We start from the raw sequence: 22,243 nt of genomic DNA on the forward strand, positions 1-22,243 counted from the left end.
CGGCACCACGACCGGGGAGGCCGCGGCGGGCTGCAGGGTGGGCGAAGAGGGTCTCGAACCCCCGACCTTCCGGGTGTAAACCGGACGCTCTGACCAACTGAGCTATTCGCCCTGGAGCGCGGACAGCCTACGACAGCCGGGCGGTGCGGGTACGTCGGGGCGGCGGAGCCGACAGCCCGAAATGTGAGCCGCACCGCTGGAGTCTCGGGTCTCCAGCGGTGCGACCGGTCGATCATGCAACCGCCGGTGGCGCGACCGCCAGGCTCCAGCGCATCCGTCTCACGATCCGACCACTGGTCTGGACCACGAGCAGGGCCGACGGCCCTCAGACCCCCGCGCGCAGGGCGTCGAGGTGGGCGCTCAGGTCGCGCCCGTCGGCCATCTGGTTGTGCACCGCCCAGCGGATCGTGCCGTCGACCCCGACGACGTACGAGGACCGCCGCGGACAGCCCCGCACCTCGTCGAACACGCCGTAGCTGCGGGCGACCTCGCCGTGGGGCCAGAAGTCGGAGAGCAGGGGGAAGTTGAGGCCGTCGCGGTCGGCGAACGCCCGCAGCGAGTAAACCGGGTCGCAGGAGAGGGCGAGGACCTCGGTGTCGAAGGTGAGGAAGTCGGCGAGCCGGTCGCGCACTCCCCCGAGCTCGCCCGTGCAGACCCCGGAGAACGCGAAGGGGATGAACACGAGGGCGACCGCCTTGCGACCCCGGAACGACGACAGCGTCACGTCCTGCCCGAACTGGTCCCGGCGCGTGAAGTCGGGCGCCGGGGCACCGACGGGCACGCCCACCTCGCCCGCGGCGCTCGTCACGGTCGTCACCTGTCCCTGCGGCATGCCGACATCCTCGCACCCGCCACCGACGGCGGCTCCCACACCCGGCGCCACGGTCCCGGCGCTCACGCCTCCGGCGCTTCCTTCAGCTCGCGCTTCAGCACCTTGCCCGTGGCGTTGCGGGGCAGCTCGTCGAGGAACACGATCTCGCGGGGCACCTTGTAGCGCGCCAGGTTCTCCTTCACCCACGCCTTCAGGGTGTCCTCGTCGGCCGAGGCGCCGCTCTCCAGCACGACGAACGCCCGCAGGCGCCGGCCGTAGTCGTCGTCGTCGACGCCCACGGCCGCGACCTCCACGACCGCCTCGTGACGGGAGAGGCAGTCCTCGACCTCGCGGGGGAAGACGTTCTCGCCGCCCGAGACGATCATCTCGTCGTCGCGGCCCTCGACGTACAGGCGACCGTCGGGTCCGAACCGGCCCACGTCGCCCGACGACATCAGCCCGTCGACCATCTCCTTCGACCCGCCTCCGGTGTAGCCCTCGATCTGCAGGTCGTTGCCGACGAAGATCCGTCCGGCCTCGCCGTCGGGCACGGGCCTCCCCTGCTCGTCGAGGATGCGCACGACGGTCGCGTGCGGCAGGCGGCCGGCCGACGACGGCGCGGCGCGGAGGTCCTCGGGGTCGGCGATGCTCGCCCAGGCGATCTCGGTGGATCCGTAGGTGCTGTAGAGGTTCTCCCCGAACCGGTCCATCCACGTGAGGGCCAGGTCGCCGGGCAGGGCCGAGCCCGACGACGCCACGACCTGCAGCGTGGGCAGCGGGTGGGCGTCGAGAACGTCGTCGCCGAGCGCCAGGATCCGCTGCAGCATCACCGGGATGACCACGATCGAGTCGCAGCGCTCCGACTCCACGACCTCCAGGGCCGCAGCGGGGTCGAACTTGCGGCGGAGCACCATGGTCGTGCCGAGCAGCATCGCCAGCTGGTAGTGGGCGAAGCCCCAGGTGTGGAAGAGCGGGGCGGCGATGTGGCAGCGCCAGCCCGACCTGAGCGGCATCCGCGAGAGCAGCGACACCGCGGCGGGGACGCCGCCCTGGGGCCGGGGCGCGCCCTTCGGCGTACCGGTCGTGCCCGAGGTCAGGATGATCGTGCGCGGCGTGCGCGTGGGCGGGTCGAGCTCGTCGTCCGAGCCGGCGGCGACGAGACCCTCGAGCGTGGGCGTGCCGTCGGCACGGGGCGCCGCACGGTCGTCGCCCTCGACCCAGGCGAGCACCCGGTGGTCGAGGTCGGCACCCGCGAGGAGCTCGGAGAACTCCTCGTCGTGCACCACGACCCGGGGCTGCTCGCGCTCGAGCACGTCGGCCAGCTGCGGGCCGGCGAAGGCGGTGTTGAGGTAGAGCACGTCGGCGCCCAGCTTGTTCACGGCGATGGACGACTCGACGAAGCCGCGGTGGTTGCGGCACATGATCGCGACGCCGTCACCCTCCCGGACCCCCAGGTCGCGCAGGGCGCGGGCCAGGCGGGTGGTGCGCCGGTGCAGCTCGCCCCACGTGAGCGAGCCGAGCTCGTCGACCACGCCGACCTCGTCGGGCGCCCGGAGCGCGAGGGTCTTGAAACCGCCGGCCGGGGTCGTGCCCCACGTGCGGAGCGTGCCGAGCATGCCCGCGAGCACCTTCGGCGAGTAGGGGCGGATGATGCCGGACCGGCGCAGCACCCGCAGGCTCACGCCGGCGTCGGACACCTTCGTCGTCAGAGCGCTCATGCTCGACCTTTCGTCGGGGACGAGGTCGAGGGTACGTGGACGCAAACGATCGGTACACACCCAGTGTCACACCGTGTGACATTTCGTGTCACGGCGGCGGTACGGCGGGTGGGCACCGATCGTGTGGTCGTGCCGGGCCGCAGCGGCGCGGCCCGGTCGTCGGGTCAGGCGGGGGACTTCGGCGCCACGAGACGCGTGGCGGACCAGTCCTTGCTGACACCGGCGGTCGTGGTCTGGGCGAGGCCCGCGACGGGCGCGGCCTCGGAGATGGCGGCGGGGTCGACACTGCCGGGGCGGCCGACCTTGGGGGTCAGCAGCCAGATCGCGCCACCGCCCACCAGGTCGGTCAGCGAGTCCACCAGGCCGTCGACGAGGTCGCCGTCGTCGGCGCGCCACCACAGCAGGACGGTGTCGACCACGTTGCCGTAGTCCCCGTCCACCATGTCGGCGTCGATGGCGTCCTCGACGGCCACCCGGAGGTCGTCGTCGGTGTCCTCGTCCCAGCCCAGCTCCTGGACCACCATTCCCTTGGTGATCCCCAGGCGGGCCGCAGGCCCGGCCGTGTCGCTCTCAGTCTGGGTGGACCCGCCACCCGCGGTCGCACTCACTGTCTCCTCCATCTGGTCCGTTCATCGCACTCGTCACCGCCGGTCCCGGCGGTCTTCTGCGGCGTCGCGCGCCGCGCGGTGCCCCGTAGTCCAGCGGGTTTCCGCAGGCTGCGCAACCCGTTCCGCCCAGTGGGCTCCCCCAGGATGCCCCGCGGCGCCCAGGGAACCACGGTCACGGCACCGCACGGGCGCCCGCGGCGACGTACTGGTGGGTAGATTTTTTGTGCTCGTCACACGTGCGACGATGAGCGGGTGACCGCTGACTCGACACCCCGACCCGGCCAGTCGCGCACCACTTCCACGTCCGTGATCCACGAGGGCCTGCCGACCCAGTTGCCCGACATCGATCCCGACGAGACCCACGAGTGGCTCGACTCCTTCGACTCCCTGATCGACGACCGAGGTCGCGAGCGCGCGCGCTACGTGATGCTCCGGCTGCTCGAGCGGGCCCGCGAGAAGCAGGTCGGCGTCCCCGCCCTGCGCTCGACGGACTACATCAACACCATCCCGCCGGAGCGGGAACCCTGGTTCCCCGGCGACGAGGACGTGGAGCGCCGCATCCGGGCCTTCATCCGGTGGAACGCCGCGATGATGGTCTCGAGCGCGAACCGCAAGGGCCTCGAGGTCGGTGGCCACATCGCGACGTACCAGTCGTCGGCCAGCCTCTACGAGATCGGCTTCAACCACTTCTTCCGCGGCAAGGACGCTCCGGGAGGTGGCGACCAGGTCTACATCCAGGGCCACGCCTCCCCCGGTGTCTACGCCCGCGCGTTCCTCGAGGGCCGTCTCTCGGAGGAGCAGCTCTACCGCTTCCGCCAGGAGGTGCAGCACGGGGTCGGTGCCGGGCTCTCCTCCTACCCGCACCCGCGTCTCATGCCGGAGTTCTGGGAGTTCCCGACGGTCTCCATGGGCCTCACGGGCATCAACTCGATCTACCAGGCGCGCTTCAACCGCTACCTGCACAACCGCGGGGTCAAGGACACCAGCGACCAGCAGGTGTGGGCGTTCCTCGGTGACGGCGAGATGGCCGAGCCCGAGTCGCTGGGCGCCATCGGCGTCGCGGCCCGCGAGGAGCTCGACAACCTCACCTGGGTCATCAACTGCAACCTGCAGCAGCTCGACGGCCCGGTGCGCGGCAACGGCAAGATCATCCAGGAGCTGGAGTCCACGTTCCGTGGCGCCGGCTGGAACGTCATCAAGGTCGTCTGGGGCCGCGAGTGGGACCAGCTGCTCGCCCGCGACGTCGACGGCGTGCTCGTCAACAAGATGAACACGACGCCCGACGGCGCGTTCCAGACCTACTCGGTCGAGGACGGCGCCTACGTGCGCGACAGCTTCTTCGGCGGTGACCCGCGCCTGCGGGCGATGGTCGAGCACATGAGCGACGAGCAGATCCGCAAGCTCCCGCGCGGTGGTCACGACTACCGCAAGGTGTACGCCGCGTTCGAGGCCGCCCAGAAGCACGTCGGCCAGCCGACCGTCATCCTCGCGAAGACGATCAAGGGCTGGACGATCGACTCGCTGGAGGGCAAGAACGCCACCCACCAGATGAAGAAGCTCGACAAGGACGCGGTCAAGAAGTTCCGTGACCGCCTCTACCTGCCGATCTCCGACCGCGACCTCGAGATCGCGTACGACGAGACCGGCGCGGCGCCGTTCTTCCACCCCGGCCCGAAGTCGCCCGAGATCGAGTACATGATGGAGCGCCGCCACCAGCTCGGTGGCTCGCTCCCCCGTCGGGTCAACCGCGCCACGGCGCTGAAGCTGCCCGGCGACAAGGTCTACGCCGACCTCAAGAAGGGCGCGGGCAAGAACAAGGTCGCCACGACGATGGCCGCCGTCCGCCTCCTGCGCGACTGGATGAAGGACCCCGAGATCGGCCAGCGCATCGTGCCGATCGCGCCGGACGAGTACCGGACCTTCGGCATGGACTCCATGTTCCCGAGCGCCAAGGTCTACAACCCGGCGGGCCAGCAGTACGAGGCCGTCGACCGCAACATGCTCCTCGCCTACAAGGAGTCGGCCTCCGGCCAGATGCTGCACGAGGGCATCTCCGAGGCCGGCGCCATGGCGTCCGCCACGGCGGCCGGGTCGGCGTACACGACCCACGGCGAGCACATGATCCCGTTCTACATCTTCTACTCGATGTTCGGGTTCCAGCGCACGGGCGACTCGATCTGGGCGATGGCCGACCAGCTGTCGCGCGGGTTCCTCGTCGGCGCCACCGCGGGTCGCACCACGCTCACCGGCGAGGGCCTGCAGCACGCGGACGGCCACTCGCCGCTGCTCGCGTCGACGAACCCGGCGGTCGTGCACTACGACCCCGCGTTCGCCTACGAGGTCGGCCACATCATGCGCTCGGGCCTCGAGCGGATGTACGGCACGACGCAGACGCACCCCGAGGGCGAGAACGTCATCTTCTACATGACGGTCTACAACGAGCCGGTCGAGCAGCCGGCCGAGCCCGAGGGCCTCGACCACGAGGGCCTGCTCAAGGGCATCTACCAGGTCTCGGCGTCGCAGAAGGAAGGCCCGCGGGTCCGCCTGCTCGCCTCCGGCGTGGCCTTCCCGTGGATCAAGGACGCCGCGCGGATGCTCGACGAGGAGTGGGGCGTCGCCGCCGACACCTGGTCGGTCACGTCGTGGAACGAGCTCGCCCGCGACGCCGTCGCCGCCGAGGACTGGAACCTGCTCCACCCGAGCGAGGCCCCCCGTACGGCGTACGTCGCCGACAAGCTGGGTGCCTCGTCCGGTCCGGTCGTCGCGGTCTCCGACTACATGGCGGCCGTGCCCCTGCAGATCGCCCGCTGGGTGCCGGAGGACTACCGCGTGCTCGGTGCGGACGGGTTCGGCTTCGCCGACACCCGCCCGTCGGCGCGGCGCTTCTTCAACATCGACGCCCAGTCGGTCGTCGTGCAGGCGCTGCAGGCGCTCGCCGAGGCCGGCGAGATCGAGACCGCCGTCGTGCAGAAGGCGTTCGACACGTACCGCATCGACGACCCGACCGCGGTGAAGAACGTCGAGCAGGAGGGCGGGGCGGCCTGACCTCCTCGTCCTCACGGGCCGCGGATGGTCCCGGCGTCGGAGATTTCTCCTCGACGTCGGGAACATCCGCGGCCCGCGCTGCATCGAAACGGTTGTGACCACTCGAGGGCCGAAGGCCGGTGACGCCCCGGGAGGGGCGGCCGGCGGGCTCCAGATCCCCCTCCGCGTGCGGATGACCGCCGACCAGAAGCGTGCCCTCGGCAGCTCGGTCGGCCTCCTGCGCCGCCTGGGGCTGCACGACGACGTCGCCCTGGCCACGGGTCCCGTGAGCACCGCGCCCCCCGCCCCGTCGGTCGTCGTGGTCGGCGAGGTCAAGCGGGGCAAGAGCACCCTCGTCAACGCGCTCACCGGCGCCGACGTCTCCCCCACCGCCGCCGAGGTCGTCACCACCGGCGTCATCGCCGTCGTGCCGCCGAGCGACGACCTCCCCGAGGGCACCGCCCGGGTCGAGCACGCCGACGGCTCCCACCGCGACGCACCCCTGGCCGACGCCCTCGCCCGGCTCGCGGTCGACGCCACGGCCACCACGCCGCTCCCCGACGGCGCCGCACCCGACGACGACGCCCCGCCCGTGGGTGTCCGCGTCGCCGTCACCTCGCGCTTCCTGCCGGGCGTGACCGTGCTCGACACCCCCGGCGTGGGCGGGCTGCGGGCCGTGCACGGCCGCCGGGCCCGGGCCGCGGTGGCCCAGGCCTCCGTCATGGTCTTCGTCTCCGACGGCGGCCAGGTGCTCACCGCACCGGAGCTCGCCTTCGTCCGCGAGGTGGCGGCCGGCTCGGCGTCCGTCGTGTTCGTGCTCAGCCGCACCGACCGCAACCCGACGACGTGGGAGCAGGTGCTGGCGGAGAACCGGGCCCTGCTCGCCGAGCACGCCCCCCGCCTCGCCGACGCACCGATCCTGCCGGTGGCCGCGACGTACGCCGTGCAGGCCCGCGACTACCCGACGGCGACCGCCGAGAAGCTGGAGGCCGCCTCCGGGCTCCCCGAGCTCGCGCGCGTGCTGGTCGAGCGCGTGGGCGGCGCCGACCGCGCCCGCGTCGTGCACGCCCTCGAGGGCTGCGCCGACGGCCTCGAGCGGGCCGCGCTGGGGCTGGAGCGCGAGCTGGCCGTGCTCGAGCGGGCCGACCCCGCCGTGGTCGACGCCATGGTCGGCGAGCGCGAGCGCCTCGCCGAGCTGCGCCACGACCTCCGCACCTCCCGCCTGGAGCTGGAGCGCGACCTCGGCCGTGTGCGCCAGGCCGCGGTCAACGTGGTCAACCAGGGCGCCGACGACATCGTCACCCGCCTCGGGGCCACCATCTCGAAGCAGCGGCTGGCCATGACGAAGGCCCGCAAGCAGCAGTTCGTCGGCGAGCTCGAGGCCGAGCTGGCCGTGCTCGTCGCCACGGTCCGACGGGCGCTCGACGTCGGGGTCCAGCGGGTCGTCGCCGACGCGTTCGGCAGCCTGGAGGCCACGACCCACGGACGGGTCGCCGTGCCCGTCGACGTGGCCGACGCGCTGAGCCGGATCCGCATGCGCACGCCCACCACCACCAGCTCGATGTTCGACCCCTCGCTGGCGACCACGGCCTTCATGGGCGTGCAGGTGGCGGCCCTCATCGGCATCGCCGGACCCATCGGCATCGTGCTCGCCGGGGGCTGGGTGACGCTCAACATCGGCTTCCGCGGCATGCGGGAGGGGCAGGGCCAGCTCAATTCCCTGCTGAACGACAACGTCAACGTGATGCGGCGCGAGCTCAGCACCGGCATCGAGGCCGTCGTGCGCGAGATCCGACCGCAGCTGTACGTCGCGCTCGAGGACCACCTCAAGGCCTGCATCGCCGAGCTCGACACCCTCATCACCCAGAGCGAGGCCCAGGCGGCCCGCTCGGTGGCCGACCAGGAGCGGGCGCGGGGCGACGTACGACGCCGCCGCGACGCCGTGGTGGCCCAGCACCAGCACGTGCTCGACGAGCTGACGACACTCCGACGAGAAGGAGGTGCGCTCCCATGAGCGACGACCCGACCAGCACCGGTACCAGCAGCAGCACGGGCGCGGGCACCGGCGACGACGCAGCCGTCGAGGACGTGCTCGACCTCGACGACTCGCTCGACGTGTTCGCCGCGGCCGACCCCGGCGACCTGGGCGACCCCGGCGACCTGGGCGACCTCGCCGACCACCTGCTCGACGACGTGCCCGACCACGTCTGGACCCGCGCGGTGACGGAGGCGGTCGACGGCTCGGCCGACGCGTCTGCCTACGCCGACCTCGTGCCGGCGCTCGACGACGCCGGGGACCTGGCCGACCTCGCGGGTGCCGCCGACCTGCTCGGCGACGCCGCGACCGAGGACACGGGCGGGAGCACGGCCGACGACCCGGGCGACGTCATCGACCTCGGCGACCTCGGCAACCTCGGTGACCTCGACCCGGGTGCGGCCACCGACCCGTACGCCGAGCCCGAGGCCCCGGCCGACGACCTCGCCACCGAGGACGGCGGCTGGTGACGGGCACGGAGCGCGCCGGCGACCGACGGGTCGTCACCGCGGTCGACCGCCTCTGCACCGACCTCGCCCAGGGTCTGCCGGCCGACGCCCGTGCGCCGTTCGAGGCGGTCCGGGAGACCCTGCACGCCCCGCTGCGCCTCGCGGTCGTCGGCCGGGTCAAGGCCGGCAAGTCGACGCTCGTGAACGCCCTGGTCGGCCGACGGGTGGCCCCCACGCGCGCGGGCGAGTGCACCCGGGTCGTCACCTGGTACACCTACGGCTCCCCCGACCGGGCCGAGCTGCACATGGTCGACGGCTCGACCCGCCCGCTGCTCCTCGAGGACGGCGCCGTGCCGGCCGACCTCGACGTGCCCGCGAGCGACGTGCGCCGGATCGTGGTGCACCTGCAGGCGGGCTCCCTGCGTGACCTCACGCTCATCGACACGCCCGGGCTAGCGACCCTGACGGCGGAGAACGAGGCCGCGACGCGGCGCGCGCTGCTCGGCGACGGCACGTCGACGGCGGCCGCGGGCGACGCCGACGCCCTGCTCTTCGCGATCCGCGAGGCCGAGCGCCAGGACGACTTCGACTTCCTCCACGACTTCCACCGGGCCTCGGGCACGCTCGCGGCCACCGCCGTGAACGCGCTGTGCGTGCTCACGCAGGCCGATCTCTTCGGCAGCGGCGACCTCAGCGGCGGCGACCCGTTCGCCGTGGCCCGCGGGGTCGCCGACCGGATCGCGCTCGAGCACCCGACCGACTTCTCCGCCGTCGTCCCGGTCTCGGGCCTGCTCGCCCAGACGGCGCGCACGGGCGCCGTCACCGAGACCATGGCCCGTCACCTCACCGCCCTCGCCGACACCGACGGGGTGCTCCTGCACCTCTGGCGGCAGACCGGTCCGCCCGACGGCGTCGGCGAGAGCGAGATGGCGGCGCTGTGGGACGCCCTCGGCCCGTACGGCGTGGTCGCCGGCCGGGAGGTCGCTGCCGGGGGCGCGGCCTCGCTGCGGGCCTGGTTGTCGTCGACCTCCGGGGTCGACGCGGTCGACGCGGCGGTGCGGGAGCAGCTGCTCCCCCGCGCCCACCTCATCAAGGCGATCCGGGCGCTCTCGGTGCTCTCCACGCTCCTGCACCTGCTCCCCGAGCCCGAGGAGGCCCGGGCCCGGCTCGAGGCCGCCCACCTGGACCCGGACCTGCACCCGCTGCGGGAGCTGCGCGCGCTCCGGCTCCTGGCGGCCCACGCCCCGGACTCGTCCCTGCTCCCCCGCCTCGAGGCCGTGGTCGACGCCCCCGAGGCCGTGGCGCGGGAGGCGGGCGCCGCAGGCGGCACGGACGCCGACGCGGCCACGATGCTGCGCCGCGCGTCGGCGTACGCCGTCGGGGAGGCCGCCCGCACCGTCGTGCCGACCGAGGTCGAGGCCGCCCGGGTGCTGGCACGCTCCTACCAGCTGCTCGCCCGCCACGTGGCAGGATCGCGCCGGTGACGCACGCCGGTCACGCACGCCGGGACGGGGAGGAGGGGCCGTATGGGCTGGACGCTGTCCATCGACTACGGAACCACCAACACCACCGCCGCGGTCCGCACCGGGACTGACCGCCCCCGCGCCGTGCCCCTCGGGCCGGGCGGGCTGCTGCCGTCGGCCGCGCTCCTGACCAGTGCCGGCATCCGGGTGGGCGCCGAGGCCGTCGCCGGCCGGCACGCCGCTCCCGAGCACTTCGTCTCCTCGCCCAAGCTGCTGCTGGGCCAGGACACGCTGCTGCTCGGCGACACCGAGGTGGAGGTGGTCGACCTCGTCGCGCAGACCCTGGCCCACGCCACCCGCGCCGCCGTCCGCGAGGCGGGCGGGTCGCGTCCCGACAAGGTCGTGCTCACCCACCCGCAGACCTGGGCGCGCCCCCGGCGCGAGGCGCTGCGCGCCGCGTGGCGACGGACCGGCTCCGACCTGCCCGTCGAGCTGGTCTCCGAGCCCATCGCCGCCGTCTCCTGGTTCGCCGACGGCGCCGACCTCCCCGACGACGCCCACGTGGCCGTGCTCGACTTCGGCGGCGGCACCTGCGACGTCGCGGTCCTGCGCCACCGCGCCGGCAGCGGCACCCCGCTCGAGATCACCGCCCACGCGGGTCTCGACGACCTCGGCGGCTCCACCGTCGACCACGTCTTCGCGCTCTGGGTCCGCGCCCAGCTGCGTCAGCAGGGCCTCGGCGAGCTCGACGACGCCCTGGGCGAGCGCGCCCACCTCGGGTCGCTGCACGCGCTCTACGCCTCGGTCCAGGCCGCCAAGCACGCGCTGGCCGACTGGGAGTACGCCGACGTCGACGTCGCCCTCGGCGACCGGCAGGCAGCCGTGACCGTCACGATCAACGAGTTCAACCAGGTCATCGCCGGCGAGATGCAGCGCGCCCGCGCCCTGCTCGAGCGCAGCCTCGAGGCCGCCGGCGTCGAGCCGGACGGCCTGCACGCCCTCTACCTCACCGGCGGCTCCTCGCGGCTGCGCTGGATCCACCGGATGGCGACCGAGCTGCTCGCCGGGCGCCCGGCCCACCTGGCCGAGCCCCACCTGGTGGTCGCGTACGGCGCCCACACCGCCACCGACGTGGTCGTCGTCCAGCGCGCCGACGCCGACGTGAGCCGCATCATCACGCTGCGCGGGCTGCAGGCGGTGCCCGACCCGCGCTCGCGGCTCACGAAGAGTCAGCTGCCGCCGCCCGACCCCTCGCGGAGGCTCGACACCGCGCCCCTTCCGCTCCCCCCGTCGCCCGCCGCGGCGCCGGTCGGCCTGCCGCGGCCGGCGGTGGCCCCGGGTCGGTCGCCCGCCCCGCCGCGCGTCCCCCCGCCGTACGCCGCGGTCCGCCGGCCCGGTGGACCGCCCCCGCCGCCACCGATCCCGCCGCCCTACCGTCCCGCCCCTGCGGCCGGTCGCCCGCAGGGGCCTCCGCCGGTGCGGCGGCCGTCGGGGCCTCCCGGCCTCCCGCCCGTCGGCCGACCCGCGGGTCCGCCGGCGCGCCGGCCCGCGGTCCCCCCGCCGTACTCGTCGCCCGGCGGCACGGCCGCCGACGGCCCGGCGGGTCGTGGCCTGGTGCGTCAGCAGCTGCTGGTCGCCCACCCGGGGCTCGCCGCCGCGGCGCGGGCCACGCCCGGTCTGCTGGCGGCGCTCGAGGAGCCGCCCGTGCTGGTCGCGCTGCTCTCGGTGCCGGGCCTCGCCGACCAGGTGGCCCGCCACCCGTCGCTGCTGACGGCGCCCACCCCCGACGGCCGGGCGCGGTCGTTCACCGCACCCGACGACCCGGAGACGGCGGCCCTGCCGGCCCGGACCTTCTTCGGGGACGCCCCGGCGTGGGGCCGCGCCACGCGCGACCCGCGGTGGCAGCAGGAGTTCCGCGGCCAGCAGCGCGGCGGTCCGGTCTGGGCCCACGCCCTGGTCGAGCGCTGGCCGACGCTCGGCCCCGACGAGCGCAGCCGTGCGCGCCACGACCCGACGTGGCGGTTGAGCGGCGTCGGGCCCGTGCCCGGGTGGATCACGCACGGTCGCGCGGGCGTCTCGGTGACCGTGGCGCCGTACGTCGCCCCGTCGGCGGGGTTCGTCCGGCCGACGCCGCTGACCCCGCTGCAGGCGGCCGTGATCGGGGTGCTCGCCGCCCGCGGGTGCTTCACCGACGGCGAGGGGTTCGCGTCCCGGCTCGAGGCCAGTCGCGACCCCCGGCTGCCGGAGCAGCGCCCGCCGGTCACCGCCGTCACGCTCGGCGGGGACCGCGTCGACCTCGCGCTGCACCTCTTCCCGGGCGGCCGGCACCGCGGCGGCCAGGGAGCCGGGGACCTCGAGCTGACGGCGTACGCCCTGCTGCTGCCCACGGGGCCCACCCGGCTCCAGCGGGCGCCGGTCGTGCTCACGCCCGACCTCGTCCAGTCCGTCGCGGCGCGACCACCGCTGGGCGGTGGCGTCGGCGGTGGCACGGGGGGCGAGGCGAGCGCCCGGGTGCTGGTCGCTCTCACCGGCGAGGTCGGCACGGCGCCGGTGCACTGGGGTCTCCAGCTCGAGCTCACGTCGACGGACGCGGGGCTGGGCGTCGACCTGGCGCGGTCCTTCGGGCGTCCCTGGCTCGGTCTCTGAGCGAGCCGTCCCTCCCGGGGGCACCGTCGGTCGAGGCCCTGCCACCGCCCGTGACGACGTGGCACACTGCACGCGTGCTCGAGGGGACGCAGGGAGCTGCGGGGTCGGTCGACCTCGACGGGGGAACGGCGCTGGCCGAGTCCGCCCTGGTCCGGCGCGCGCAGCAGGGCGACGCCGACGCCTTCGAGGCCCTCGTCGCGGCCCGCCGCCAGCGGCTCTGGTCGGTCTGCCTGCGCGTGACCGGCGACCGTCACGACGCCGAGGACGCCCTCCAGGACGCCCTGACCGCCGCCTGGCTGCACCTCGCCGGCTTCCGAGGCGATGCCCGCTTCGACACCTGGCTCTACCGGATCGCCTCGAACGCCGCGCTCGCCGTGGTGCGGCGCCGGCGCGAGCGCGTGGTCGACCCGTTCGACCTCGGCGAGTCCGACCAGCTGGACCCGCGCCGCGACCACGCCGACCAGGTGGGCGACACCGACCGCGTACGGCGCGCGCTCGCCGCCCTGCCGGAGCAGTTCCGCGAGGCGGTCGTGCTGCGCGAGATCGCCGACCTCACCTACGACGAGATCGCCGCGCAGCAGGGCGTCGGGGTGCAGACGGTCAAGAGCCGCCTGAACCGCGCTCGCGCGCAGCTCCAGGCGGCTCTCGCCGACTGACCCCGTCCCGGGGGTCGTGCCGGGTGGCTCAGAGGTCGTGGGACCCGTCGGCGTCGCAGCCCGCCTCGGGCGCGGCGTCCTCCGAGCTGCTGTCCCAGCTGTCGTAGGAGTCCGTCGTGCCGAGGTCCTCGACCGTGTCGATCACGCCGTCGCCGTCGGCGTCGTAGGCGATGACGTCCGTGACGCCGTCGCCGTCGGTGTCGACGCCCACCTCGTCGGGCACGCCGTCGGCGTTGGTGTCCATGACGTAGGAGTCGACGTAGCCGTCGCCGTCCGTGTCGACGTCGAGCGTGTCGATCACGCCGTCGCCGTCGAGGTCGCTCGCGATCGCGTCGGTGACGCCGTCGCCGTCCAGGTCGAGCGACTCGGTGGGGGCCGCGGAGGTGCCGGCGTCGGAGTAGCCGCCGTCGTACCCGTCGTCGTACCCGTCGCTGTAGCCGTCGTCGTACCCGCTGTCGGGTACCACGGGCGGGGCGGCGGGCGTGTCGCTCGGGTAGGAGCCGTCGAGGCTCGTGACCTCGTCCAGGATGCCGTCACCGTCCGTGTCGACCTCGACGACGTCGACGTAGCCGTCGCCGTCCAGGTCGGTCTCGACCACGTCGGCCAGGCCGTCGCCGTCGGTGTCGGTCTCCACGACGTCGGTGTAGCCGTCGCCGTCCACGTCGGTCTCGACGACGTCGACGTAGCCGTCGCCGTCCACGTCGGTCTCCGCGACGTCCGTGTAGCCGTCACCGTCGGTGTCGTAGGCGACCGTGTCGACCAGCCCGTCGCCGTCCACGTCGACCGTGATGGTGTCGACGATGCCGTCGCCGTCCATGTCGAACTCCTGCTGCGTCATCTGCGTCTCCTCGCGTCGGGCCCAGCGGGCCGGGTGTCGGTGCTGCTCTCGTGGACTTGGAGGGCGCGGAGGGTGCAGATGTTCCGGAGGTCGGGAGAAAACTTCCGGACGGGCTCAGGCCGAGCTGCGGGCGCCGCCGACGAGGCGGAGCCCCCGGACCGCCGAGGCGCGGGCCCGAGCGGGCTCCGCCGGCGTGACGGGCGCGACGGGCGGCTCGCCGGCCGCGGCCTGGGCGACCGGGAGCGAGGGGCCGTCGACGAGGTAGCGGCGCCACCGGGCCCGGCTGTAGGTCGCCGGCTTCGTGCTGCCTACGAAGTCGTCGAGGATCTCGGCGAAGCGCTCCGGGTGGTCGCGGTGCGGGAAGTGCCCGGAGTCCGCGATGAGCTCGATGCGCGCCCCCGGCGCGAGCGCGGCGGCGTTGAGCGCGTGGGTCGCGGGGATCACCTGGTCGTCGCGGCCCCAGACCACGCACATCGGCAGCACCTCGGTGAGGTAGGCGCGGTCGGACATCGTGACCACCTGACCCCGCCAGTCGACGACGCCGCGCACCACGTGCCGGATCGCCGCCCGCGCCCGCGGGTCCTTGAAGGAGTCGTAGATGCGGGCGACCTCGGGGAGGTCGCGCGTGTACTTGCTCGGCAGCCGCCCGAGCCCGTGCAGCCCCGCCATGCCGACGTGCCGCACGCCGGGCAGGGTCAGCACGCCCATGAGGCGGTGGTAGCCGGGGGTCGTGATGGCCCGGATGAACGGCGTGACCTCGGGCCCGAGGCCGCCGCTGCCCACGAGCACCATCCGCTCCGTGCGCTCGGGGAACTGGTAGGCGAACTGCATCGCCACCCCGCCGCCGAAGCTGTGGCCGACGACGGTGACCTTGTCGATCCCCAGGATGGTGAGCAGGTCGCGCATGCCGTTCGCGTAGCCGCCGACGCTGTAGTCGGCGCGGGGCTTGTCGGAGAGCCCGTGCCCGAGCAGGTCGGGCGCGATGACCGTGTACTTCTCGGCCAGGCGCAGGTGGACCGGTCGCCAGGTGCGGTGGTCGCAGCCGAGGCCGTGCAGCAGCAGGAGGACCGGACCCGAGCCCGCGATCGCGTAGGCGCGTCGGTGCCCGTGCACCTCGACGAACCGCACCTCGGGGCGCACCTCGGGTCCTGCGCTCATGCCTGCTCCTCGGTCGGGGACGACCTCCCGATTGAAGCAGACCGGGCCCCCGACGCCCGCGGGGTCCACCGATCCGCCGCCGAAGCGTGACCGGAGCGGGACGGGACGGGCCGGGCATAGGGTCGACCCCGTGGCCACCTCCCCCGACCCGCGCCCCCGCCGGCCCGTCGCGGTGGCGCCCGGCCACCGGATCGACCTGCAGCAGCGGGTGCGCACGGCCGACGTGCTGCAGCGGGCGATGGGCAGCCTCAGCACGGCGGCGACGGGGCGGATGGAGTCCGACGTCGCCTGGTTCCGGGAGCTCAAGGCCGAGGACCGGTCGTGGGTGGGCCTGATCATCCAGGCCGGCATCCGCAGCTTCGTCGACTGGTGGCGCACCGGCGGCGAGGAGGAGCCCAAGGACACGACGCTGGCCACGGCCGTCTTCGGTGCCGCCCCCCGCGCCCTCGCCGGGGTCATCACGCTCCAGCAGACGGTCGACCTCGTGCGGCTGGGCATCGACGTGGTCGAGGAGCAGCTCGACCAGGTGCTCGAGGCCGACGACAGCGCCGCGGTGCACGCGGCGATCCTGCGCTACGGCCGCGAGCTCGCCTTCGCGACGGCCCGGGTCTACGCCCGGGCGGCCGAGGCGCGCGGGGCGTGGGACGCGCGCCTCGAGGCCCTCATCGTCGACACCGTCGTGCGCGGCGAGGCCGACGACGGGGTGCTCTCGCGGGCCAGCGCGCTGGGCTGGCAGCCCGGTCTGGGCGTGTGCGTGGTCATCGGGGGCGTCCCCGCGGAGCGCACGGAGACGGATCTCTTCGGCGCCGTACGACGCGGCGCGCTCACCGTGGTGCGGGAGGTGCTCTGCGCGATCCAGGGCGACCGCCTCGTCGTGGTGCTGGGCGGTGTCGATTCCGAGCGCGACGCGGCCGCCGCGATCGCCGACCAGCTCGGGCCCGGCCCCGTCGTCGTGGGGCCCCGGGCCGACGACCTCGCGTCGGCGTACACGTCGGCACGGGAGGCCCTCGCGGCGTACGACGTGGCCCGCGCGTGGCTCGAGGCGCCGCGACCGGTGCACGCGCTCGACCTGCTGCCCGAACGCATCCTGGCCGGGGAGCGCGCGGCCGTCGACCACCTCCTCGACCGGGTCTCACGCCCCCTGGCTGAGCACCGCTCCGCCCTCGGCGGCACCCTCACCACGTTCTTCGCCCAGAGGTCCTCGATCGAGGCGACCGCACGGACGCTCTTCGTGCACCCGAACACCGTCCGCTACCGCCTCGCCCAGGTCGCCGAGCTCACCGGGTGCTCGCCCAGCGACCCCCGGGACGCCTTCACCCTGCAGATCGCGCTCACCGTCGGACGCCAGCAGGGCACGGACGCAACCGAGCAGTAACCGGGAATTGGAGGGTCTCCACAAAGGAACCCCCCTCAACTTCGTGCGACGTCGACGCGAGTGGTGGGAAGGCCACAAGGCAGAGTGGTGCCGTGCTCGTCGTCCTCGCGCCTGGACAAGGCTCCCAGACCCCCGGTTTCCTCCGCCCCTGGCTGGAGGACCCGACCTTCGCCACCCGTTTCGCCTGGCTCTCCAGCGTTGCCGACATGGACCTCGTCCACTACGGCACGGAGGCCGACGCCGAGACCATCCGTGACACCCAGGTCGCGCAGCCGCTCCTGGTCGCCGCCGGCCTCGTGGCCGCCCTCGAGCTCTTCCCCCACCCGACCGACGCCTTCGAGCAGGTCGGCGCCGTCGCCGGCCACAGCGTGGGCGAGCTCGGCGCCGCCGCCGGCGCCCGGGTGATGACGGCCGAGCAGGCGATGGTGCTGGTGCGCGAGCGCGGCAAGGCGATGGCCAAGGCCGCTGCCGTCACGCCCACCGGCATGACCGCCGTCGTCGGCGGCCAGCGCGACGAGGTCCTCGCCGCGATCGCCCAGCACGGCCTGACCGCCGCGAACGACAACGGCCCCGGCCAGGTCGTCGCCGCCGGCACGATGGAGCAGCTCGCGGCCCTCGCCGCCGCCCCGCCCACGCGGGCCCGGCTGATCCCCCTCAGCGTCGCCGGCGCGTTCCACACCGAGCACATGGCCCCGGCCGTCGACCACCTCTCGCGGCTCGCCGCCGCGGTGTCGACGCACGACCCGCGCACCCCGCTGATCTCGAACCGCGACGGGCAGGTGGTCCACGACGGCCGCGACGTGCTGCGCCGCCTCGTGGGCCAGATCGCCCGGCCGGTGCGCTGGGACCTCTGCATGGAGACGATGCTCGACCTCGGCGTCACCGGGGTCATCGAGATGCCGCCCGCCGGCACGCTCACCGGCATCGCCAAGCGGGCGATGAAGGGCGTCGAGACGTTCGCGCTCAACACCCCGGACCAGCTCGACGACGCCCGCGCGTTCTGCGCGAAGCACGGCGAGGGCTCGCTCATCACGACCACGCCGACCTGGCGCATGGTGGTCTCCCCCGCCAAGGGCACCTTCGAGCGCGACGCGGCCGCCGCCGAGAGCGAGCTCCTCGCCCCGCAGGCGCCCATCGGCTCGATCGTCAGCCTCCGCGACCGCACGGTCGTCACGGCGGCCCACGGTGGTCACGTCGTCGAGTGGCTCGTCGAGGACGGCGACCTTGTCTCCCCCGGCCAGCCGCTGCTCCGCCTCCACCCGCAGGGCGCCGCCTGATGCCGCTCGACGGGTCGCGCACCCTCCAGGTCGCCGAGGGCACGTCGTACGCCCGGATCCTCGGCGTCGGCGCCTACCGCCCGCGCCGGATCGTGCCCAACAGCGAGGTCGTCGACGCGATCGACTCCAGCGACGAGTGGATCCAGCAGCGCTCGGGCATCCGCAACCGCCGCTGGGCCGCCGACGACGAGACCGTCGAGATGATGTCGGTCGAGGCCTCGCGCGCCGCTCTCGCCCACGCCGGCATCGACGCGCGCCAGGTCGACTGCGTCGTCGTCGCCACCGTCAGCCACATGCTGAACCTGCCGTCGGCGGCCTCCGCGATCGCACACGAGCTCGGCACCGAGCAGGCCGCCGCGTTCGACATCGCGGCCGCCTGCGCGGGCTTCTGCCACGCGCTCGCGCTGGCCAACGACATGGTGCGCGCGGGCTCGGCCCGCCACGTGCTCGTCGTCGGCGTCGACAAGCTCAGCACGATGACCGATCGCACCGACCGCGGCACGGCGTTCATCTTCGGCGACGGCGCCGGCGCGGTCGTCGTGGGGCCGTCCGAGACGCCCGCGATCGGGCCCGTCGTATGGGGCTCGGACGGCGAGCAGTACGACCTCATCCGCCAGGACAAGTCGTGGACCGACGTGCTCGCCGACGACGACCCGACGTACCCCTTCATGACGATGCAGGGCTCGGCCGTCTTCCGGTGGGCGTCGTTCACCATGGCGAAGACGGCACAGCAGGCGCTCGACCGCGCCGGCGTCAAGGCCGACGAGCTCGACGTCTTCATCCCCCACCAGGCCAACATGCGCATCACGAACGCGATGGCGCGCTCGATGAAGCTGCCCGAGCACGTGCGCATCGCCCGCGACATCGCCGAGCAGGGCAACACCTCGGCCGCGTCGGTGCCCCTGGCGCTCGAGCGGATGCTCGCCGAGGGCGAGGCGGCCTCCGGCGACGTGGCCCTGATGATCGCGTTCGGCGCGGGCCTGGCCTACGCCGCCCAGGTCGTCGTCCTCCCCTGACCAGCACCACCCACCGCGCAGCCGCGCGGCCACCGCACCAGAACCCACCAGCTCCACCCAACCGAGAGGAACCATCCATGCCCAGCACCGAAGAGATCCGCACCGACCTCGCCGCCATCGTCAACGAGGTCGCGGGGATCCCGGAGGCCGACGTCCAGCTCGACAAGTCCTTCGTGGACGACCTCGACGTCGACTCGCTGTCCATGGTCGAGGTCGTCGTGGCCGCCGAGGAGAAGTTCGGCGTGACCATCCCCGACGACGAGGTCAAGAACCTCAAGACCGTCGGCGACGCCGTCAGCTTCATCGAGAAGGCCCTGTGACCCTGCGTCACTGACGCAGCGTCACCGGTCCAGCTCTCCGCCCCACCCCCCGAAAGCGAAGGATGTCCATGACCAGCACTCGAGTCGTCGTCACCGGCCTGGGCGCCACCTCCCCCGTGGGTGGTGACGTCGCCAGCACCTGGGACGCATTGATCGAGGGGCGGTCGGGTGTCCGCCTCCTGGAGGAGGAGTGGGCGGAGAGCCTCGGCGCGCGCATCGGCGCCCGCGTGGCCGTCGAGCCCTCCGAGGTCCTCGACCGCGTGAAGGCCCGGCGCCTCGACCGGTCCGGCCAGTTCGCGGTCGTCGCCGCGCAGGAGGCCTGGGCCGACGCGGGCTTCGAGGGCCCCGCCGGCGAGGTCGACGTCGACCCCGAGCGCCTGGCGGTCGCCATGGCCTCGGGCATCGGCGGCGTCACCACGCTGCTCTCCAACTACGACACCCTGCTGAAGTCGGGCCCGCGGCGCGTCTCGCCGCTGTCGATCCCGATGCTCATGCCCAACGGCCCCGCCGCCGCGGTGGGCCTGCTGATCCGGGCGAAGGCGGGCGTGCACACGCCCGTCTCGGCCTGCGCCTCGGGCAACGAGTCGATCGCCCTCGGCGTCGACCTCATCCGCCTCGGCCGCGCCGACGTCGTCGTGGTCGGCGGCACCGAGGCCGCCGTCCACGTGCTGCCGATGGCCGCGTTCGGCCAGATGATGGCGCTCTCGAAGCGCAACGACGACCCGACCGCCGCCTCGCGTCCGTGGGACAAGGGCCGCGACGGGTTCGTGCTCGGCGAGGGCGCGGGCGCGCTCGTGCTCGAGTCGGCGGAGCACGCCGCCGCCCGCGGTGCGCGGGTGTACGCCGAGGTCGCGGGGGCCGCCATCACGGCCGACGCCCACGACATCGCGCAGCCCGACCCGGCCGGCGCGGGCGCGACCCGCGCCATGAAGCGGGCGCTCGTGGAGGGCGACCTCTCGGCCGCCGACGTCGTCCACATCAACGCCCACGCCACCTCGACCCCGCAGGGCGACGTGGCGGAGGCGCTCGCGATCCGCAACGCCCTCGGCGACCACGCGGACGGCGCCGTCGTCACCTCGACGAAGTCGATGACCGGTCACCTCCTCGGCGCCGCCGGCGCGCTGGAGTCGATCGCCACGATCCTCGCGCTGCACCACCGCGTCGTCCCGGGCACGATCAACCTGGACGACCCGGAGGACGTCGGCCTCGACCTGGCCGACAAGAACCGCGACCTCCCGGCCGGCGACCTCGCCGCGCTCAACAACTCGTTCGGCTTCGGCGGTCACAACGTCGCCATCGCCTTCCGGAGCGTGTGATGACCCAGACCGCCGACTCCGCCGCGACCCCCGTCCACCCGCCGGCCGGCTCCGTGCCGCGCTCCGTCATGGTGAAGCTGCCGCGCGCCGAGGACCCCCGCAACCCGGTCCACCGGCTGACGGCGCTCCTCGACGACGGCTCGCTCGAGCTGCTGACGCCTGACGACGAGTCCGGCATGCTCGCCGCGATCGGCACCGTCGACGGCACCCCCGTCGTCGCGTTCTGCTCCGACGCCACCGTCATGGGCGGCGCCATGGGCGAGGACGGCTGCCAGGTCGTCATGACCGCCTACCAGCGCGCGCTCACCGACGGCGCGCCGATCATCGGCCTCTGGCACTCCGGCGGCGCACGCCTCGCCGAGGGCGTCGCGTCGCTGCACGCCGTGGGCCGGATCTTCGCGATCATGACCCAGGCGTCGGGCCGGATCCCGCAGATCTCCGTCGTGCTCGGCCCGGCCGCGGGCGGAGCGGCGTACGGGCCCGCCCTCACCGACGTCGTCGTGCTCGGCCCGGAGGGACGCATCTTCGTCACCGGTCCCGACGTCGTCCGCTCGGTGACGGGCGAGGACGTCGACATGCTGCGCCTCGGCGGCCCGGAGCCCCACGGCCGCCGCTCTGGTGTCGTCCACCTGCTCGCCGACACCGAGGAGGCCGCGCTCCAGCACGCCCGCGACACCGCCACCCTCCTCGGCAGCCAGGGCAGCCTGCTGACGGACCAGGTCGAGGACGTCGACCTCGCCGACCTGCTCCCCGAGAACCGCAAGCGGGCGTACGACGTGCACCCGCTCGTCGAGGGCATCCTCGACGAGGGCACCGCGCTCGAGCTGCACCCGCGCTGGGCGCCGAACGTCGTGACCGCGCTGGGTCGCCTCGGCGGCCGCACCGTGGGCGTCGTCGCCAACAACCCGCTGCGCCTCGGCGGCTGCCTCGACTCGCTCTCGGCGGAGAAGGCGTCCCGCTTCGTGCGGCTCTGCGACGCGTTCGGCGTGCCCCTCGTCGTCGTCGTCGACGTGCCGGGCTACCTGCCCGGCGTCGGCCAGGAGTGGGACGGCGTCGTCCGACGCGGCGCGAAGCTGCTGCACGCGTTCGCGGAGTGCGTGGTCCCCCGGGTCACGCTCGTCACCCGCAAGACGTACGGCGGCGCCTACATCGCCATGAACTCGCGCTCGCTGGGCGCCACGAAGGTGATGGCCTGGCCGGGCGCCGAGGTCGCCGTCATGGGGGCGGTCGCCGCCATCCGCGTGCTGCACCGTCGTCGCCTCGCCGAGGTGCCGCCCGACCTGCGCGACCAGGTCGAGGCCGAGCTCGCCGCCGAGCACGAGCGCATCGCCGGCGGCGTGGAGAAGGCCGTGGAGATCGGCGTCGTCGACGAGATCGTCGAGCCGAGCCGCACCCGCACGGCCCTCGCGGCCGCGATCGACGCCGAGATCCAGACGGCGGGCGTACGGCGCGGGGCCCACGGCAACATCCCGCTCTGACGGCCCCCGCACCACCCGCACAGCACGAGGCCCCGTCGACCTGCAGGTCGACGGG

At 74.1% G+C, this 22,243-nt stretch carries 17 protein-coding genes and 1 tRNA gene; 12 read left to right on the forward strand and 6 right to left on the reverse strand.

Translation table 11 applies throughout. From position 1 onward, the window contains the following. Nucleotides 1–38: 38 nt before the first annotated feature. The 4 genes from K329_RS0101740 to K329_RS0101755 all read right to left on the reverse strand — a co-directional run bounded on the left by K329_RS0101740 (nucleotide 39) and on the right by K329_RS0101755 (nucleotide 3,137). Nucleotides 39–112: transfer RNA gene (locus K329_RS0101740), tRNA-Val, on the reverse strand. A gap of 213 nt (nucleotides 113–325) precedes the next feature. Continuing rightward, complete coding sequence (locus K329_RS0101745) at nucleotides 326–832, reverse strand: peroxiredoxin (RefSeq protein ID WP_157571516.1); 507 nt, start codon at nucleotides 830–832, stop codon at nucleotides 326–328. Between the two features lie 62 nt (nucleotides 833–894). Continuing rightward, nucleotides 895–2,529 (reverse strand): AMP-binding protein, encoded by a 1,635-nt coding sequence (locus K329_RS0101750; RefSeq protein ID WP_028471707.1) that lies wholly within the window; start codon nucleotides 2,527–2,529, stop codon nucleotides 895–897. 164 nt (nucleotides 2,530–2,693) lie between these two features. Beyond that, nucleotides 2,694–3,137, reverse strand: coding sequence for a DUF3052 domain-containing protein (locus tag K329_RS0101755; RefSeq protein WP_028471708.1), 444 nt, complete (start codon nucleotides 3,135–3,137; stop codon nucleotides 2,694–2,696). Nucleotides 3,138–3,389: 252 nt separating this feature from the next. Here K329_RS0101755 and aceE point away from each other — a divergent pair, with 252 nt between their 5' ends. The 6 genes from aceE (at nucleotide 3,390) to K329_RS23955 (ending at nucleotide 13,410) form a co-directional block, all read left to right on the forward strand. After that, entirely contained in the window at nucleotides 3,390–6,182 is a 2,793-nt protein-coding gene (gene aceE, locus K329_RS0101760; RefSeq protein WP_028471709.1) for a pyruvate dehydrogenase (acetyl-transferring), homodimeric type, read from the forward strand. 94 nt (nucleotides 6,183–6,276) lie between these two features. Beyond that, the gene (locus tag K329_RS0101765) at nucleotides 6,277–8,175 is read left to right on the forward strand and encodes a dynamin family protein (protein ID WP_028471710.1); all 1,899 of its coding nucleotides are present in this window, start codon (nucleotides 6,277–6,279) and stop codon (nucleotides 8,173–8,175) included. After that, nucleotides 8,172–8,666 (forward strand): hypothetical protein, encoded by a 495-nt coding sequence (locus K329_RS0101770; protein WP_028471711.1) that lies wholly within the window; start codon nucleotides 8,172–8,174, stop codon nucleotides 8,664–8,666. The genes K329_RS0101765 and K329_RS0101770 overlap by 4 nt, the downstream gene beginning before the upstream one ends. Next, complete coding sequence (locus tag K329_RS23945) at nucleotides 8,663–10,129, forward strand: dynamin family protein (RefSeq protein ID WP_052336252.1); 1,467 nt, start codon at nucleotides 8,663–8,665, stop codon at nucleotides 10,127–10,129. Before K329_RS0101770 ends, K329_RS23945 begins: the two co-directional genes overlap by 4 nt. Nucleotides 10,130–10,171: 42 nt before the next feature. After that, entirely contained in the window at nucleotides 10,172–12,754 is a 2,583-nt protein-coding gene (locus K329_RS31850) for an Hsp70 family protein (protein WP_043641869.1), read from the forward strand. A gap of 74 nt (nucleotides 12,755–12,828) precedes the next feature. Continuing rightward, the gene (locus tag K329_RS23955) at nucleotides 12,829–13,410 is read left to right on the forward strand and encodes an RNA polymerase sigma factor (RefSeq protein ID WP_211225709.1); all 582 of its coding nucleotides are present in this window, start codon (nucleotides 12,829–12,831) and stop codon (nucleotides 13,408–13,410) included. Nucleotides 13,411–13,438: 28 nt separating this feature from the next. Here the strand turns inward: K329_RS23955 and K329_RS0101785 are convergent, their stop codons facing one another. Then, a complete protein-coding gene (locus K329_RS0101785; RefSeq protein WP_028471712.1) occupies nucleotides 13,439–14,248 on the reverse strand; it encodes a hypothetical protein in 810 nt (269 codons plus the stop codon). 114 nt (nucleotides 14,249–14,362) lie between these two features. Continuing rightward, the gene (locus K329_RS23960) at nucleotides 14,363–15,406 is read right to left on the reverse strand and encodes an alpha/beta fold hydrolase (protein WP_084540919.1); all 1,044 of its coding nucleotides are present in this window, start codon (nucleotides 15,404–15,406) and stop codon (nucleotides 14,363–14,365) included. A 130-nt stretch (nucleotides 15,407–15,536) separates the two neighbouring features. On the opposite strand from K329_RS23960, the gene K329_RS0101795 reads away from it, so the two are divergent. From K329_RS0101795 to K329_RS0101820, 6 genes are all read left to right on the forward strand, one after another. Continuing rightward, on the forward strand, nucleotides 15,537–16,781 hold the full coding sequence (locus K329_RS0101795) for a PucR family transcriptional regulator (RefSeq protein WP_245596406.1): 1,245 nt from the start codon (nucleotides 15,537–15,539) through the stop codon (nucleotides 16,779–16,781). A gap of 92 nt (nucleotides 16,782–16,873) precedes the next feature. Further along, a complete protein-coding gene (locus K329_RS0101800) occupies nucleotides 16,874–18,058 on the forward strand; it encodes an acyltransferase domain-containing protein (protein ID WP_028471714.1) in 1,185 nt (394 codons plus the stop codon). Next, nucleotides 18,058–19,074, forward strand: a complete 1,017-nt coding sequence (locus K329_RS0101805) for a beta-ketoacyl-ACP synthase III (protein ID WP_028471715.1) — start codon at nucleotides 18,058–18,060, stop codon at nucleotides 19,072–19,074. Before K329_RS0101800 ends, K329_RS0101805 begins: the two co-directional genes overlap by 1 nt. 77 nt (nucleotides 19,075–19,151) lie before the next feature. Then, nucleotides 19,152–19,394 (forward strand): acyl carrier protein, encoded by a 243-nt coding sequence (locus K329_RS0101810; protein WP_028471716.1) that lies wholly within the window; start codon nucleotides 19,152–19,154, stop codon nucleotides 19,392–19,394. Nucleotides 19,395–19,462: 68 nt separating this feature from the next. After that, entirely contained in the window at nucleotides 19,463–20,710 is a 1,248-nt protein-coding gene (locus K329_RS0101815; RefSeq protein ID WP_211225710.1) for a beta-ketoacyl-[acyl-carrier-protein] synthase family protein, read from the forward strand. Between the two features lie 68 nt (nucleotides 20,711–20,778). Continuing rightward, nucleotides 20,779–22,188 carry a carboxyl transferase domain-containing protein gene (locus K329_RS0101820; RefSeq protein WP_043642190.1) on the forward strand — a complete coding sequence of 470 codons (1,410 nt, stop codon included), beginning with the start codon at nucleotides 20,779–20,781 and terminating at the stop codon, nucleotides 22,186–22,188. Nucleotides 22,189–22,243 lie beyond the last annotated feature (55 nt).

This window comes from Nocardioides alkalitolerans DSM 16699, assembly GCF_000426525.1.
Taxonomy (GTDB): Bacteria; Actinomycetota; Actinomycetes; order Propionibacteriales; family Nocardioidaceae; genus Nocardioides; species Nocardioides alkalitolerans.

What these genes read in the sequence shown, in the direction of transcription:
- K329_RS0101745 (WP_157571516.1), bottom strand. Translation starts at nt 832, where the DNA reads ATGCCGCAGGGACAGGTGACGACCGTGACGAGCGCCGCGGGCGAGGTG.
- K329_RS0101750 (WP_028471707.1), bottom strand. Translation starts at nt 2,529, where the DNA reads ATGAGCGCTCTGACGACGAAGGTGTCCGACGCCGGCGTGAGCCTGCGG.
- K329_RS0101770 (WP_028471711.1), top strand. Translation starts at nt 8,172, where the DNA reads ATGAGCGACGACCCGACCAGCACCGGTACCAGCAGCAGCACGGGCGCG.
- K329_RS31850 (WP_043641869.1), top strand. Translation starts at nt 10,172, where the DNA reads ATGGGCTGGACGCTGTCCATCGACTACGGAACCACCAACACCACCGCC.
- K329_RS0101785 (WP_028471712.1), bottom strand. Translation starts at nt 14,248, where the DNA reads ATGACGCAGCAGGAGTTCGACATGGACGGCGACGGCATCGTCGACACC.
- K329_RS23960 (WP_084540919.1), bottom strand. Translation starts at nt 15,406, where the DNA reads ATGAGCGCAGGACCCGAGGTGCGCCCCGAGGTGCGGTTCGTCGAGGTG.
- K329_RS0101805 (WP_028471715.1), top strand. Translation starts at nt 18,058, where the DNA reads ATGCCGCTCGACGGGTCGCGCACCCTCCAGGTCGCCGAGGGCACGTCG.
- K329_RS0101810 (WP_028471716.1), top strand. Translation starts at nt 19,152, where the DNA reads ATGCCCAGCACCGAAGAGATCCGCACCGACCTCGCCGCCATCGTCAAC.
- K329_RS0101815 (WP_211225710.1), top strand. Translation starts at nt 19,463, where the DNA reads ATGACCAGCACTCGAGTCGTCGTCACCGGCCTGGGCGCCACCTCCCCC.
- K329_RS0101820 (WP_043642190.1), top strand. Translation starts at nt 20,779, where the DNA reads ATGGTGAAGCTGCCGCGCGCCGAGGACCCCCGCAACCCGGTCCACCGG.